15 protein-coding genes are annotated in these 15,425 nt (G+C 36.6%); 2 read left to right on the forward strand and 13 right to left on the reverse strand.

All coding sequences use genetic code 11. The features are described 5' to 3' along the window. Positions 1 to 30 precede the first annotated feature (30 nt). The 4 genes from AC1VS3_RS07940 to AC1VS3_RS07955 all read right to left on the reverse strand — a co-directional run bounded on the left by AC1VS3_RS07940 (position 31) and on the right by AC1VS3_RS07955 (position 3,458). Positions 31 to 819, reverse strand: a complete 789-nt coding sequence (locus tag AC1VS3_RS07940; RefSeq protein ID WP_008978070.1) for a 3D domain-containing protein — start codon at positions 817 to 819, stop codon at positions 31 to 33. Between the two features lie 433 nt (positions 820 to 1,252). Next, positions 1,253 to 2,041: a histidinol-phosphatase gene (locus AC1VS3_RS07945; protein ID WP_008690322.1), complete on the reverse strand. Its 789-nt coding sequence runs from the start codon at positions 2,039 to 2,041 to the stop codon at positions 1,253 to 1,255. Between the two features lie 38 nt (positions 2,042 to 2,079). Continuing rightward, on the reverse strand, positions 2,080 to 2,955 hold the full coding sequence (locus tag AC1VS3_RS07950; RefSeq protein ID WP_008690320.1) for a YitT family protein: 876 nt from the start codon (positions 2,953 to 2,955) through the stop codon (positions 2,080 to 2,082). A 122-nt stretch (positions 2,956 to 3,077) separates the two neighbouring features. Next, the gene (locus AC1VS3_RS07955) at positions 3,078 to 3,458 is read right to left on the reverse strand and encodes a hypothetical protein (protein ID WP_008690319.1); all 381 of its coding nucleotides are present in this window, start codon (positions 3,456 to 3,458) and stop codon (positions 3,078 to 3,080) included. A gap of 472 nt (positions 3,459 to 3,930) precedes the next feature. On the opposite strand from AC1VS3_RS07955, the gene AC1VS3_RS07960 reads away from it, so the two are divergent. Further along, complete coding sequence (locus AC1VS3_RS07960; RefSeq protein ID WP_008690318.1) at positions 3,931 to 5,298, forward strand: NAD(P)/FAD-dependent oxidoreductase; 1,368 nt, start codon at positions 3,931 to 3,933, stop codon at positions 5,296 to 5,298. A gap of 224 nt (positions 5,299 to 5,522) precedes the next feature. Here the strand turns inward: AC1VS3_RS07960 and AC1VS3_RS07965 are convergent, their stop codons facing one another. Genes AC1VS3_RS07965 through AC1VS3_RS07985 form a run of 5 tightly spaced genes read right to left on the reverse strand, consistent with a single transcriptional unit; the run spans position 5,523 to position 9,368 of the window. Next, positions 5,523 to 6,227: an ATP-binding cassette domain-containing protein gene (locus AC1VS3_RS07965; RefSeq protein WP_008690317.1), complete on the reverse strand. Its 705-nt coding sequence runs from the start codon at positions 6,225 to 6,227 to the stop codon at positions 5,523 to 5,525. Further along, positions 6,221 to 6,943 (reverse strand): hypothetical protein, encoded by a 723-nt coding sequence (locus AC1VS3_RS07970; protein ID WP_008690316.1) that lies wholly within the window; start codon positions 6,941 to 6,943, stop codon positions 6,221 to 6,223. The genes AC1VS3_RS07965 and AC1VS3_RS07970 overlap by 7 nt, the downstream gene beginning before the upstream one ends. A 5-nt stretch (positions 6,944 to 6,948) precedes the next feature. After that, the gene (locus AC1VS3_RS07975; protein WP_008690315.1) at positions 6,949 to 8,154 is read right to left on the reverse strand and encodes a hypothetical protein; all 1,206 of its coding nucleotides are present in this window, start codon (positions 8,152 to 8,154) and stop codon (positions 6,949 to 6,951) included. Further along, entirely contained in the window at positions 8,151 to 8,876 is a 726-nt protein-coding gene (locus AC1VS3_RS07980) for a hypothetical protein (RefSeq protein WP_008690314.1), read from the reverse strand. The genes AC1VS3_RS07975 and AC1VS3_RS07980 overlap by 4 nt, the downstream gene beginning before the upstream one ends. A 51-nt stretch (positions 8,877 to 8,927) precedes the next feature. Beyond that, the gene (locus AC1VS3_RS07985) at positions 8,928 to 9,368 is read right to left on the reverse strand and encodes a GntR family transcriptional regulator (RefSeq protein ID WP_008690313.1); all 441 of its coding nucleotides are present in this window, start codon (positions 9,366 to 9,368) and stop codon (positions 8,928 to 8,930) included. Between the two features lie 59 nt (positions 9,369 to 9,427). Here AC1VS3_RS07985 and AC1VS3_RS07990 point away from each other — a divergent pair, with 59 nt between their 5' ends. Beyond that, positions 9,428 to 11,206 carry a DUF885 domain-containing protein gene (locus AC1VS3_RS07990; RefSeq protein ID WP_008690312.1) on the forward strand — a complete coding sequence of 593 codons (1,779 nt, stop codon included), beginning with the start codon at positions 9,428 to 9,430 and terminating at the stop codon, positions 11,204 to 11,206. A 324-nt stretch (positions 11,207 to 11,530) separates the two neighbouring features. On the opposite strand, the gene AC1VS3_RS07995 is transcribed toward AC1VS3_RS07990, so the two are convergent. The 4 genes from AC1VS3_RS07995 to AC1VS3_RS08010 form a co-directional block, all read right to left on the reverse strand. After that, positions 11,531 to 13,171: a putative manganese-dependent inorganic diphosphatase gene (locus AC1VS3_RS07995; protein WP_008690310.1), complete on the reverse strand. Its 1,641-nt coding sequence runs from the start codon at positions 13,169 to 13,171 to the stop codon at positions 11,531 to 11,533. Between the two features lie 167 nt (positions 13,172 to 13,338). After that, positions 13,339 to 13,809, reverse strand: coding sequence for a hypothetical protein (locus AC1VS3_RS08000; protein WP_008690308.1), 471 nt, complete (start codon positions 13,807 to 13,809; stop codon positions 13,339 to 13,341). Between the two features lie 20 nt (positions 13,810 to 13,829). Further along, a complete protein-coding gene (locus AC1VS3_RS08005; protein WP_008690305.1) occupies positions 13,830 to 14,684 on the reverse strand; it encodes a hypothetical protein in 855 nt (284 codons plus the stop codon). A 23-nt stretch (positions 14,685 to 14,707) separates the two neighbouring features. Continuing rightward, positions 14,708 to 15,247: a nitroreductase family protein gene (locus AC1VS3_RS08010; RefSeq protein ID WP_017144737.1), complete on the reverse strand. Its 540-nt coding sequence runs from the start codon at positions 15,245 to 15,247 to the stop codon at positions 14,708 to 14,710. Between the last annotated feature and the right edge of the window lie 178 nt (positions 15,248 to 15,425).

The following is a 15,425-nucleotide window of genomic DNA, read 5'->3' on the forward strand; positions in this document are numbered from 1 at the left end:
TCAGTATAAAGATATTTACGTTTTACTTTACTATAGAGCACAGCTGCGTGGCCCGCTTTTACCGCCAACACGGATGATTTCCGCTTTCGGTGTGGTTTGTTTTACTTTAACAATGGCACCGGAATTTTCTCTTCCGATATATAAATCCAGATGACTTCCATAAATAGCTCCACCGCGATCTAATACGATTGCATAATAAGGTTTATCTGGTGAAATACCACTGCCGCTAAGTCCATGATTGCTAATCTTAATGATGGAGCATAAAGGAATACTTGGATCAGCTGCTATGATGTAATACTTCCCATATCGAATGCCTCTTTGCCAGCTGCCATCCGGCATCATAACACCCATATCGGCATCCAAAGTAACGCCAAGTGAAGTTCCTCCACGTCCATCTTCACCACCACAGCCATAACAGTCAACACCATAGGTTGTTGTCATAGGGGTAAAGGTTCTCGCCTCACGTTTTGCCTGTTCTTGTTGCTTTTTGCGAATGCGTTGATTCATTTTCACACTGTAATTCTTTATCGCTTTCTGTGTACGAAGGCTTCCTTTAACATCTCGGTTTTGTAACAGTGTGCTGAATCTTTGTGATACACTTGCATCATTTGCCATGAGCGAAAGTGCGGATACGTCCTCGGTGATATTCATCATTTCAGTTGTATGAAGTGCAGGCATCTGCGCTGCATCTGTTTTATTAATCGTTGTTATGTTCGCAGTGCTTAGCGTCTGTGTTGATGTCGATTTACTCCCGCTTGCACACCCATATAAAGCGAAAACACTGATGAATAAAGCGAATTTTATTCGTTTTGAGTTCATTGATGTTCCTCCTTTTGTACGAAACAAGCAATAGTCTAGCATACTTTTTTCAACTTGTCCAATTTTTTTGCTTTTTAACATGTGTTATTACCTATTTTTCCCTTAATTTATAACTTTATACCGAGAATTTTTCTGTCGAAATTTAGTTTTATGCCCTAAATATCGTCCCACTATCAAAATATGTATGTTGCAAAGCTTTATAATATGCGTAAAATCACTTGTGAATTTCGTTTTATTTTCACATATAAAAGTGTTTTTTATCTTTTGTTTCATTTTCTGAAATCGGTATCACTCCCCTGTTTATCAGATATTCTGAAATTATCCGGCAATTGTGAAAAAGCAAAGAAAAACACCTGTAAATTACTGGGAATTTCTCCTCGTTTTACAGGTGTCATCAACATATTCTTCAAATCACAAAGCCCAATTCGCGCCTTTATAATTTTTTCTCAAACATAAGTTTTGTGCGTTTATGCAAATTTAAACCATAAACAATTTCATGATCGACAATTTCAAAACATTTTTTATCTGCATATTTTTCAGGTGTATGAGCATCCAGTCCATAGACTACATCCACAGGATACTGTTCTGCTACTTTCCAGAACGCACGATATGGATAAGTATAACGCCATTCCTCACCAATCTGGCGTTTACCATATTTCAATCCATTTAGGTTTATCTCAATAGGAATGTTGGCATCACAGGCACTTTGACAAATGATGCGTGCTGCTTCCTCACATGCTGGTGTCCACTGTTGCTTACTGAACATAAATAAGTCAGGATGTGCGATAATATCCGGAAGTCCTTTTTCACACGCTTTACGGATAAGATTTGCATAGCGCAATACATCCTCATCCGTATTCGCTTCATAAAATTCCGGTTCATACAAGGCCGGACCATGCTGTCCGATAATCATATAGTCAAAGCGATCGCGATATTCCAACAATTCTAGCAACTGATCTTCAAAATACTCAAACTCTAAGCCAATGCGTATTTCAATTTCCTTTTCATATTTCTTCTGCAACGCTTTTACACTGGCGATATAGCCTTCCAATGCTTCCTTATCCATACGCTCTCCCGGTGTATGAACACCTGCATATGGCGCATGATCACTAAAGCCCATAACTTGAAAACCGTTGGCAATGGCTGCTTTTACATATTCTTCATCTTCTCCAATGGCATGCTCGCAGCGTTTTGTATGACTGTGATAATTAAAGTTCTGCATAGTTGATCTCCTCATCCTTATATAATATGATGTTTCCCTTATAACTCTTCTTCATAAGTAAAGCCTAATCCCTGTACTTCGTTTGTATCTGTCACAATTACAAAAGCTTCTGCATCAATGTGACTGATCATATGCTGTAACTCCGGCAGCTGTTTTTTCGTTACAACAACCATTAAGACCGGTTTTCGCTCATTTGAATATCCGCCATTGGCCTCAAGAATGGTCGTGCCTCTTTCCAAACGTTCATGAACCTTATTCATGATCTCTTTATATTTTTCGGAAATTATCATAACGTTTTTAGCATCATGTCCACCTATCAACATGGTTTTATTGATCATAAAGCTGCTGACCCAAACAGATAAAATACCTGTCAATGCTGCCTGCAAGCCATATACCGCAGCCCCCAGTAAGACAGTCAATGCATCAATAATCAATACCAGAGATGGTAAAGGGATATGCGTGTATTTATTTATGATCAGTGGTGGAATGTCCATACCACCGGTGCTTGCGCCGGTACGGAAAACACAACCGACACCAATCCCCATCAAAGCACCTCCATAAATAGTCGCCAAATATTTATCCATAATAAAAGTATCTGCCGGTATATAATGCGCTGCTAAAAATGATAACAGTGATAAGAATAATGGATAACAGATGGTACTTAAAATGGTCTTCATCGCAAATTTCTTTCCTAATATGAAAGAACCTGCCACGAATAAAACAACGGTTAATACATTTATCACAATTTCCGGTGTAACATGAATTAATGGCTCTAAGGCAATCGCCACACCAGCTAAACCTCCGGTCAATACATTATTGGGCAATATGAACCAGGCAACACCGATTGCCAACGTAATATTACCTGCTAAAATCCAAGCCAGATCCCGCAGCGTTTCTTTTGTATTCAGCTGCACAATGACCACCTCATTTCATAACGTTAATATTATACCATTCTTTTTTTTCTTCGTCTTCTAAAACCTAAGCACATTCATAATATTTACAAGCCATAAGAAAAGCATGAAACCTATGTTCATGCTCAATGAAATAATTCTTGTAGGAAAGAGCGCGGTTGTACTTTTGGCATACAGACACTTTGGGCAACCAATTCACCTGTGATGGTCGTCCCTTTCCCATCTCCTTCTATGATATGCAGATGGTTCTTTTCCCATTTGGCATGTACGTTATCAGACACCTCAAACATATCTAGATTATGTAATACCATTAAAATATAAGATTCTTCATGTACACCGCTCACCAATTCGGTATATGCATCTTGCATCTCTTCCTTTAACGGATATGTTTTTTGTGTTGTACTGTCAAAATGAATTTCATACTGCAAGGATGTCTTACTGCTACAAGTCATGATCGTCATAAGCACTGCCAGCCAAATACCTCCAATTACCATATATTTCTTCATACATTCACCTCATAGCTGAAGTATGCTCTATCTATCTTGTTTTAAACATAGCCGCTCACAATTTTATCCAAGTCTCCTTCACAAATACTGAAATGGAACATACACATGCAAAAGAATCATACCTAAATATGCTATAAATTATATAAACTAACAACAAATATACAAATTAGTGGTAAACAGAGGGAATTCGGGCTTAGCTTATTAAATGACGATACATACTAAAAAAGCCTTCTAACTAAAAAGATATTTACGCTCAACCACCATAAAGATACTATTCTCGATAAATTGTATCATCGTTTTCCTTATAATATATTAAAGAAAACAGCCAACAAGTAAGACAATCACACTCTTATTCGATAAAACGATTCGTTAATAAAGACAAAACACTGGTATTTTAACAGGAATGTGTTAAAATACTCTAGGAAATTTCACGTTTCCCTTAAACTAGTCATGTAAGACACGGAGGTAAACTATGAAGTATGATTTGCTGATAATCGGGGCAGGGCCCGGCGGGATTTTTTCGGCTTATGAAGCAATGAAATTAAACCCTGAATTAAAGATCGGTCTATTTGAATCAGGCACATCTTTGGAAAAACGTAAATGTCCAATCGATGGTGATAAGATCAAATCCTGTGTAAATTGCAAATCTTGCAGCATCATGAATGGATTTGGCGGTGCCGGCGCTTTTTCTGATGGTAAATATAATATCACGAACCAATTCGGCGGAACACTTTACGAATATATCGGCAGAAATAAAGCCATAGAGTTGATGGAGTATGTGGATAAAATTAATGTTGAAAATGGTGGCAAAGGTACAAAGCTTTACTCTACCGGCAACACACATTTAAAAAAGGTATGTATGCAGAACGATTTACATTTGCTAGAGGCAAGTGTTCGTCATCTTGGTACCGATGTAAATTACATTGTACTGGAACACCTGTATCATCAATTAAAAGATCAAATCGACATTCATTTTAATACCCATATCGATAAGGTAGAAAAAGTAGAGGATGGTTATCGTATATGGAGCGGTGAACATAACTTTACCGGAACCAATTGCATTATCTCTACTGGTCGTAGCGGCAGTAAGTGGATGGAAGCTATTTGTGATTCTTTGCATATTCGCACGAAAAGTAATCGCGTGGATATCGGTGTTCGTGTAGAGCTTCCTTATCGTATCTTCTCTGATCTGACAGATGAACTTTATGAAAGTAAAATTGTTTACCGAAGTGAAAAATATCAAGATAAAGTACGTACGTTTTGTATGAATCCACGTGGTGTAGTCGTAAGTGAGAACACCAATGGCATCATTACCGTAAATGGTCATAGCTATGAAGATCCAAAACGTTATACCGAAAACACCAATTTCGCGCTTCTTGTCAGCAACCATTTTACGGAACCATTTAAAAACAGTAACGAATATGGCGAAAGCATTGCCCGTTTATCGAATATGTTAGGTGGCGGTGTCATTGTTCAGCGCTTCGGTGATTTGATTCGAGGACAACGTAGTACCGAAGGACGTATAGCAGAAAGCTTTGTCACACCGACGTTATCCGCAACTCCCGGCGATTTAAGTCTGGTTATTCCAAAACGTCAGTTGGATGATATCATTGAAATGATTTATCGTCTGGATAAGGTTGCACCCGGGACGGCAAATGATGATACTTTGTTGTATGGTGTAGAAGTCAAATTCTACAATTTAGAAGTAGAAATTAATAAAAATCTGGAAACCTGTCATAAAGGGTTATTCGTTATTGGCGATTGCAGTGGCGTTACTCATTCCTTAAGTCATGCCAGTGCCAGTGGAGTGCATGTTGCCAGATATTTATATCAGAAATAGAGCAAGAATGAAAAATGAAGCACAAAAAAGGTTTGTATCCTTAGGTGAATATAGTAGCCTGATACAAACCTTTTCCTTTTATAATTCGCTTCTTCAAGCTTTCGTATAAGCCTTTCTTAAAATAGCGAAGAATATACATAATACTTCTAAAATAAGCTGTATGATGTATAAAAACCATCATTTTATACTTTATATAGCTATTTATAGTATATTTCTACATTCTCTTATTCTCTGTTTTCCTTATCTTTTTCAGGGCGATAGGCAGCTAAACGTGTTTTCAGATCTTCCCCTTGCTCATGCAAATCATCCATAGTGAATACTTCTGCTAAGCGTCCATTTTCTAAAACAAGACAGCCATCCGCAATTGTCTCAATTTCAGCGATATCATGTGTGGATATTAACAAAATTCGTTCTTCCATAACTTCTTCTAAAACAGCATGAATACAATCTTCCTTAGCATACATATCCAAAGAAGTAAAGGGTTCATCCATTAATATCAATTTGGCATGTTGCGCAAAAGCAGCGGCCAGTTCTATTTTCATCTTTCCCCCTTTTGATAAAGACGCTATACGCTCTTGTGCATCTAGTTCAAAACGATTGAGAAAATGTAAGTAATCCTCCATTGAGAAGGATGGATAGTACTGCGCTAGAAATTGTCCGTATTCCTTTCCTTTCATATAAGGAAGACTACTGCCATCAGCACTTGCAAACGCGATATCCTGCAACTGTTCACAGGCAGGCTTTCCATTTAGCAAAATCTGTCCTTTATCTACTTCTAATAAGCCTAATATACACTTCAACAAGGTTGTTTTACCACTGCCATTGCGCCCTAAGATGCCATAAATTTCCCCTGGCTGAAACGTAATTGTTATATCGTGGATACCCTTATCTCCTAAAAACAATTTTTCAACATGATGCAATTCTAGCATGTCCTTACCTCCTGTTTCTTCCTTTCCCAACACTGTGTAGCTACACCAATATTTGCGAAGATGCACAATGTATAGAATAGTATTTGAAAATATTCAGTCGTATACGTAATACGTAAGAAACAAACACATAACGAGAAAATTAAATACATCTTGGTGATAGGTTTCACCTGTTCTTTCCATAACGTCATGACCGCTGCGACAAGCAAGCTGGATAACTGCACAATTAATAAAATCATGCTGATAAAACTTAACACATTCACAGGCAAAAGCTTTGCCATAATCGTTTGTTGTTTTACCATTTGCCAAAACACCGGTGAGACATCGTTCACTTTGATATTCGTTGCCAGATAAGCGATAGAATGTTTATAATAGATGCCGTAAAACAGGAGATAGCCTATCATGAGAATACCCGCTATCACGATAATGTCGGCGATGACCTGTAAGAAATGCTGCTGCATCACCAATTGCCAACGCACCTTCCCTTTTTGATACCAAGTGTACAATTGTAGAAAAGCGATAAGCAAAACAGGAACTACAAAAAACAAAAGCATAAGAAATGACATATCTGTTTCTTTCGGATAATCATGGATCTCTTGATATACACAATGAAAGTTATCAGAGAAATTCAGAAAGGTAAATTCTAAGCCATACAATAGTAAGATTTTCCACCATAATATGCTAAGATGATGCCTTATCTGATGCAGAACCACCTTCATGATCATCACCTCCGGATACGCGCTTGATAAAACATATAATACGCATCTTCATCTTCGCGATACTCACCTAACTGCCATTTTCCTTGATACACGTTTTGTTCATGTTCTATGACTTGGATATAGATACAAGATGCATCTTGCGTCAACACATAAGTTTTCCCATCACGATAATACACATCATCAACACTAACATTATCTAATTTAATCGTATCATAAGGACATACATTTGAGAGTTTCATCGTGTTGGTATCTAGACGATATAGTTTTCCATCCGCAAAATAATGGATATAGCCGTCGTTTTGCCATGTAAACTCATCGAATAATATTTTTTGTTGGGTTTTTAACTCTTTCTGTAAATTCCCTTTTTCATCATAGAGCATGGCATAAGTATTTCCCTTCGTATCATAGGCAATCACCAACAAACGATCAGCAACCTTTTCCATGATAAAATAAGAACGCTTAGCCGGCAGTGTAACCATTGGTGTAATTTCTTTTATCTTAACTTTATTCTCCTGTAACAAAGCTTTATCTTGCGATTCACAACTGATTTTATAAATATGATTAGCGCCGTGAAATTGTGTATTTGTCTGGGGCATGAAGTAGTAAACATTCTCATCTTTACCACGAATCAGACTTTCCGTAGGAAGAACATCTGTATACTTTTGTACTCCTCTTTCATTTACATCCGTATCCAATTGTTCTAACGTAATATAAGAAGTATCATCCGTTTGTTCCTTTATATCATAAAGTGTTTCCTGTAATTGATAGTGCTCATTGGATATTACATGCTGTGTAGGTATTTTTATATTATTTGAACTATAGAACACATAAGCCGCATCAGCCTGTGGTATAACTCTTTTTATCTCATGTCCCTCTTCACTTAGATTCTTTGGTTTTCCTATGGTCTTTTTTGTCTGTTCATCCATTTCAAAAATACGTTCCATAGAAATTTCATAATCTTTTTGCTTTTCTTGTGTACTTTGACGAGTATATCTTTGGGTGATCTCTCCATCTTTAAGATCGAGATATAGGGTTCTGCCCGAATCTTGCATGCCAAATGTTGTTTCAATCGTCATCCCCGCTAAGGCGGATCTTGCTTTATCACTATTATCAAATGGAATATCTTTAGGAAATAAGTGATTGACATGATAACCAAGGCATGTCAACAGCAATACTGTTGATGTTGTAAGATATAGTATAATTTTTTTCATATGGATTTCCTCCTGACGAATGCATGTTCCAACTTTCGATGCAATAATAGAATAAGCAGCAAAGCTTCTCCGGCAAAAATTTCATAGCGGTAAGGTAACATCAGAGAAGAAGAAAACAAAATCATATTCAGAAAAAGGATGATGACAAAGGTTATGAGCAGCACCATGATTAGGCTTATACGGCGGTCTAAATCGATTGCCGTAAAAGAGAAAGCAACCATGATATAGGCAATACCTAATAAAATAAGCAACAGACAACCACATTCAATAGCATTTATTGGCATCCAATCAGTAATGGAGATGAGCAAAGTTGCATACGCATATAGATTATTCATAAAAGGAAAGTGAAACGGTTGAAGGGCAATCATCATAAACCATACAAGAAAAGGGACACTTGCTAGCAATAAGACACTCGCATAATTGAAGAGTACTTCGCCAAAGATAAAAGAACGTTTCGATACCGGCAATACCTGTATGCGGGTAAGTCCGCCACTTTTGGCAAAATGGGTGAATCGCTTTACCTGTATCCATAATAATAGGATAAACCCTATGAGGATTATCATGATGTTTATTCCCATATCATGATAGTATAAGAGTTCTATATTTTTTAATTGCAGAAACAGCCATGTTCCTTCTGCCAATAGCACACAAAGAAATAAAAGGATAATTTGTGAGATTGCTGAGCGGCAAGTCATATTCATTAATTTCAACATGTTTTTCATAAGCTTCTCCTTACTGTATTATATTCATAATACACTCATTCGATAAAAAAATTATATTTTATCCCATAATGTGGTCATGATAGCAATCGTCTGCTGAAAATTCATGCCACAGCTTTTACAATCCGTGATAAAGGTTTTTACTTGTTGTTCTATGAGCTGGCAGCGAATACGTTCTTTGGTGTCTTGGGTTACGACAGCAATACTGCGAATATTGGATATTGTACGAATAAACCCTTCATCTTCCAGTAATTTATAGGCCTTTTGAACAGTATTAGGATTAATGGATAAGCGCAAAGCCAACTCTCGGCGACTCGGCATATCTTCGCCATCCACAATTTCTCCCAGTAAAATGCCTTTTTTGATATAGTCAGCTAATTGCGGATATACAGCAGCTTTTTGATGAAATTCTATATCCTGCAGTTTTATCACGATACCACCTCCTAACTGTATTATATCCATAATACACCAATGCGTCAATACATCTCTCTTCATGAGTTGTCCATTCGATAAAAAAAGGGTATACTAATACTAACACAAGGAGGAAATGTTACATGAAGATCATAAAACGTCTTTCGTTATTAGCCTTATCCGGCATCATGGCACTATCGTTAGGTGCCTGTTCTTCAAAAGATCCCCAGGAAGAACAAAAGAAATTCGACCGTTTTATTGAAAAACAGTTCATACAGCAGATGGAAAGCGACTATACGACCATGCATGTATATCTGAAACAGCCACAAAAACACGGTGTCGACCCAACGAATGTAAAAGTAAATTTAGGAGAACGTCCAACGATCGAAAACCAGCATAAAGCTGCTGAAAAAGCGAAGAAGGTCTGGGATGAATTTAAAGAATTTAAGCGTGATATCTTAAGCGATGAGCAGAAACAGACATACGATTGTTTCGAATATCAAGGAAATATTGAACTGCAGCTGATGGATAAAAAGTTTGACTATTATCAACAGATGTTTGCCAGCATCTCGGGGATACATTATCAGATGCCAACCTTATTCTCTGACTGGGATTTACGTAATGAACAGGATGTTAAGGATTTAATCTTATTAGTAAAAGATGTAAAGCCTTATGTTGATTGCGTTATCCAATATACAAAGGAACAGGCAGATAAAGGACTGCTTATGACAAATTTGGATGATGTAAAGAAATATTGTGATGGCATTTTAAAAAAAGGTGAAAACAGTGCCATATTAACATCCATGTATCAAAACATCGATACTCTCAAGCTGAGTAAAACAAAAGCCGAATCCTACAAGAAACAATTGAAACAGGCTTTTACTACTTCCTTTCTGCCAGCCTATCAAGATATTAGTGATTTGATGAAAGACTTGAAAAAAAGTGGCAAAAACAATGACATAGGACTTGCTAAATTTGAGAATGGTAAAGCATATTATGCTTTATTATTACAGAAAAGCATCGGCAGCAATAAGAGTGTGGATGATATCAAGAAAATGATGAACACCAGTTTTAACACGCATTTACAAAATTTGCAAGGCATCGTCATAAACAATTTAGATATCGTTAAAAAAATTACAGAGAACAAACTGCCTGTCACTTCATTTAAGAGTTATGATGAGATATTATCTTATATTAAAACGCAAATACCAAATGATTTCCCTAGCGTTAAAGAATTAAAATATAATATTAAGGCAATAAATGACGAAATTGCCTCTAGCAGCGGTGTGGCAGCTTATTTTAACATTCCTCCACTTGATGGTGATGGTACAAAACAATTGCGCGTAAATCCAAAGACAGGGGCCATTAATAAGATTCAGACATATTCCACGGTTGCTCATGAAGGATTTCCAGGACATATGTTCCAATATAGCTTCATGTATGAGAATCAGCAAAACCTTTTCCGGAATGCCTGCATAGATTCCAGTGCTTATGTTGAAGGTTATGCTGTTTATGCTCAGTATTATGCTTATAATTATTTAAAGGATATAGATCAGAATCTCTTACTTGCTTTAAAAGAAAATGAGCTTGCCAGTTACAATATGATCATACTGGCAGATATCGGCATCCATTATGAAGGCTGGTCGTTAAAGGATTTCAAAGATCATTTCAATGCTATCGGCTTTCAATTAAGTGATCATGACGCTATGGTACAATATAGTCAATTACAAGCAAATCCTTGTGCCTTTGAACCATATTATGTTGGTTATGAAGAAATCGCTTCTTTAAAAGAAAAGGCGGTCAAGAAACTTGGCGATGCATTTGACGATAAAGCTTTCCATACGGCATTGTTAAAGAGTGGTGTTGCCCCTTTCAATGTTGTTGAAGAAAACATTAATGCCTATATTGAAAAAGGTAAATAAGAATAAAGTTCTATTGGTTACAAGCTTTTAAATAATACTTCTTTAGAAGCAAGGTTACTTGTGCATTGCGCAAGAGCACACTCTTTAAGTAAACAGTATTCGCTTTTCCACATGATTATCGCTTTTATGGATAAAGAAGTTCAGCTTTTTGAAAGATATAAAGAGTATCTAAAAAACATAGGAAACTGAAGTCCACCGCAAAAACATGTGGTGCTTCAGTTTTTTTCTATACATTTACCGATATAAAAAAACGGTTTATGTAACACATGCATACGATATCATAATGGATAACGCCGCATTGTGTTTCTTTAACCGTTTTTTATTTTATCCTAAGGCATTTAACATTGCTCTGGATAGGGTTGGTACGATCTGGTTTTTACGTGATAATACATCTTCATGGAAACTGTGTTCCTCTTCTTTCTCATTTGGAAAGGCATCAAAGATGGCCTGTGCCTTATCACCGGATGAATAAAAGATAGAACCATTTTCAAGTATACTGGTAAAGACAATCACACATAAATCTAAACCTTTATTTCTGGTAAATTCATCCAATTCTTTTTGTAATTCACCCTCTATTTCTTTCACTTCACCAACACTGGAAACAATCACCTGTCCAATCATTACCACATTATCATCTATTTCAAAACGTTTGATATCTTGATTGATCAGATCATGTACACTCTTTTGACTGATGTTGGAGCTTACCTTAAACATTTCCTTCGCAAATACATCGATATCCAATCCTGCTTTATCTGCCAATGTCTTGGCAATACCGATATCTTTGGCAGTGGTTGTGGGAGAGCGGAATTTCAATGTGTCTGATAAGATTGCCCCTAACAAGAGTCCTGCTAAGTCTTTCGCAATATCCATCTGATTTTCCATATAAATTGAAGTGATGATGGATGCCGTACTTCCGATGATTTCATTACGGAAGGAAATGGGGCGAGATGTGATGATATCACACACGCGATGATGATCGACAACTTCCAATAGATCGGCCGCCTCTATTCCTTTGACAGATTGCGAATACTCATTATGATCCACCAGAATCACTTTTTTATTGTGATGGTCCAAGATATGGAAACGTGATATATAGCCCTTTAAATGATTATCATTATCGACAACCGGGTAACTGCGATATCGTGTTTTTAACATTTTTTTACCGACATCTTCTACAAATTCATCCATATTAAAGCTGACAACATCACGCTTCATTAACAGTTTAACAGATGGTGAGAAATATAAATAACGAGAAGTATTCATTGTACCATGACCACTGATGATAATAGGACAATGATGTAGTTTCGCCAATTCCAATACTTCATCATCAATGGAATCACTCCAAACAACGATTAAGATACCTGCCCCTTTGGTAATGGCCGTCTTTTGAGCTTTTGCATCATTTCCTAATACAACCAGTCGATCTTGAACATCATAATTAGCCAGACGTGTTTCCGTCATGGCTATGATGCTGACTTTTCCATTAAAATGAAGTTTAGGATCATCATATATCATTCTGCCATTGATCGTACGACAAATATTTTCAATTGGCGTTTCTCTTAATAAAGCAATACCGACAGCTGTATCTCCCAAACCGACCGTTGCCAGATCACTCTTTGTTACCATGCCCAATAACTGACCTTTTTGATTCACTACACCATAAGACTGCTTGTTTTGTTCATTCATCATCTGCAGTGTTTCATAAATAGTCGTTGTAGGTGAAATCGTAAGTGGCTCATCCATTTCAATTTCATCAAGAGTAGCTCTTGCGTCTTCAAACAGCATTGGTTCTTCAAAACCAAAGCGGTTTAATAAATACTTAGTTTCTGCATTCAGTTCCCCTAAGCGGCATGGAATCGCACGGATTCCTTTGCGCTGTTTAAACAAGGCATAAGCAATAGCCGATATAATAGAATCAGAATCAGGATGTCTGTGTCCTGTAATATAAACGATGTCCTTTTTCATACATAACTCCTTTATTGTTATTACGTTTACTATTATACCCGACATCTAATAAATTGCAATTTATAGCCCTCTGAATTTTACGGTAAAGAAAAAGGTGTTGTTTACCATTCACGTATTTATCTTTACCAGATAACAACATGCATCATATGCTAACACCTTATCTAACATCAATGATTTATAAACTTTTGAAATTCATCGATAAGCTTGTTTTTCTCTTTATTCAACGTATCCTTCCATGAAGAAATCATATTACTACTTTCCTTAATGATTGCATCCTTTTTATCATCTGCCGCTTTATATACATCACTTGCATATGTATGTATATCTTTCCCTAGTTTAGCTAACTTTTGACTTGATTCAGTAGCACCGGCTTTGGCAGCTGCCTCTAAATATGTTCCTGCCTTAATCAGATTCTTCACAACCTCATCATCTTTTACTTTATTCATATTTTCATGTATGTACGTTGTTGCTTTCTCAATATCTTCTTTACTATATTCTTGCACATCTTGAAGCGTTTTTTTCGCTTCTTCTTCTAATTTTGTAACTTCGGCATCGATGTCTGCCTGTTTATTATTGCTGCATCCCATAAGGCATATGGTAACAGCTAAAGCAGATGCCACTATGTGTTTCCCTTTCATAAAATAACTCTCTTTCTTATTTATGCTATATCCTTCTTATGTAGGATTTTCTTTCTAAAAAACGCCGTTATCATCATTAGACATGCCAACAATAAGGTGATGGCACCCAGTATTAATGTATAACGTTCTAATTGAGCAATGTTGTCCTGCAAAGCAGCCGCCACTTTTGTATTCGCAAAGACATGTGCTAACAGTTGTGGTATTGTTTGTGATACAACAAACATCAGCAAACAGCCGATTAACCATACCATGGTTAATCCTCGCAAACCTTTCTTTTGCATGACTAGCAATAACGAACATAATAGCATACCCAATTGGCTGATATAATAACAGATATCTCCCTTTAAAAAATATAAGATTTTAAATGCTGTCAGCTGTACATCACTAAGCTCTTCTTTCATGATATGAAGCGAAACATCATATAAGGCCTGTACGTCCATAGCATCAATTACCGTTGTCATAATGGCGGATACTTCTTTTTCACTTAAAAGCCCTTCGGTAAATAAGCTTAGTTCACTCGCATGTTGATTCGCCTGCTGTTTCAGTGTTTCATTGATCTTCATCGTTGTTTCACTTTGCGTATCTTTGACAATGTCGGCAACAAACGCTTCTGTATATACATTCAAGACAGCTAACACTTCTTCATCATTTACAATATCTTCTAAAATTTTGGTTAACTTTTCCGATTCTTCTTCTGCTTTTGGAAAGTTGATCGAGTTTAACCTTTCTGCTAATTTTTTCTCAATGTGGATCTGATTTAATACGACATGAACCATGGAGTGCTGAATCATTCTGGAACAAAAGGTGTAACCGCCAAATAACGTGATACAGCAAAGCAAAGCAATTCGATAAAACCATGTGATCCCCGACTTCATATGAATTTCTCCTCTTTTTTATTTCAATAAAAGGTAACGAATTCACTTATCTCTTTACGTTTTGGCATTGTTGGTGTCGCATCACCATATCCTACAGCAATTACTGATACGATAATTTCTTCTTCACTGATACTCAGCATCTCACGTAGTCTATCAGCATCACGAATTCCCATGACTAAGGTACTTAATCCTAAATCCGTTGCTTTTAATAATAAGTTTTCATTCTGCAAGCCTAAATCATAACAACCCCAGCCATTGCCCAGTTCATTACTTGGTTCACCGTTACGTTCATAACCACTGCGATCTTTTACAAATGTTGTAACAATCAAAACTGGAGCATCTTTCGTATTCTCTGCATTAAATGGGGCAAGCCCTTCCTTTTTCACCTGCTCTAGCTTATCTTTATCCATAACAACATAATAACGTCCTGTCTGTGAATTTTTCCATGTAGGTGCTAAAAGAGCCGCATGAAGTAATTCCTCCACAACTTCTTTCTTTATCGGCTTATCTTGATATTTACGAATACTTCTTCTTTGTTCCAACACTTTCTGCATTTCCATCATTATCACCTCTTACCTTAAGTATATACTTATTTTGCGATATGTAAATTGTATCTTTACATCTATATGGATATAAAAAGTAAACAAAAGCATCATAATAACCCAATGTAGTTAACCTTTTGTAGTACCTATCTTTAGAAGTTAAAAGTAAAAAAATGGTGTAAACTCGAAATTATAGCTA

The sequence above is a fragment of the Longicatena sp. genome (assembly GCF_982403165.1).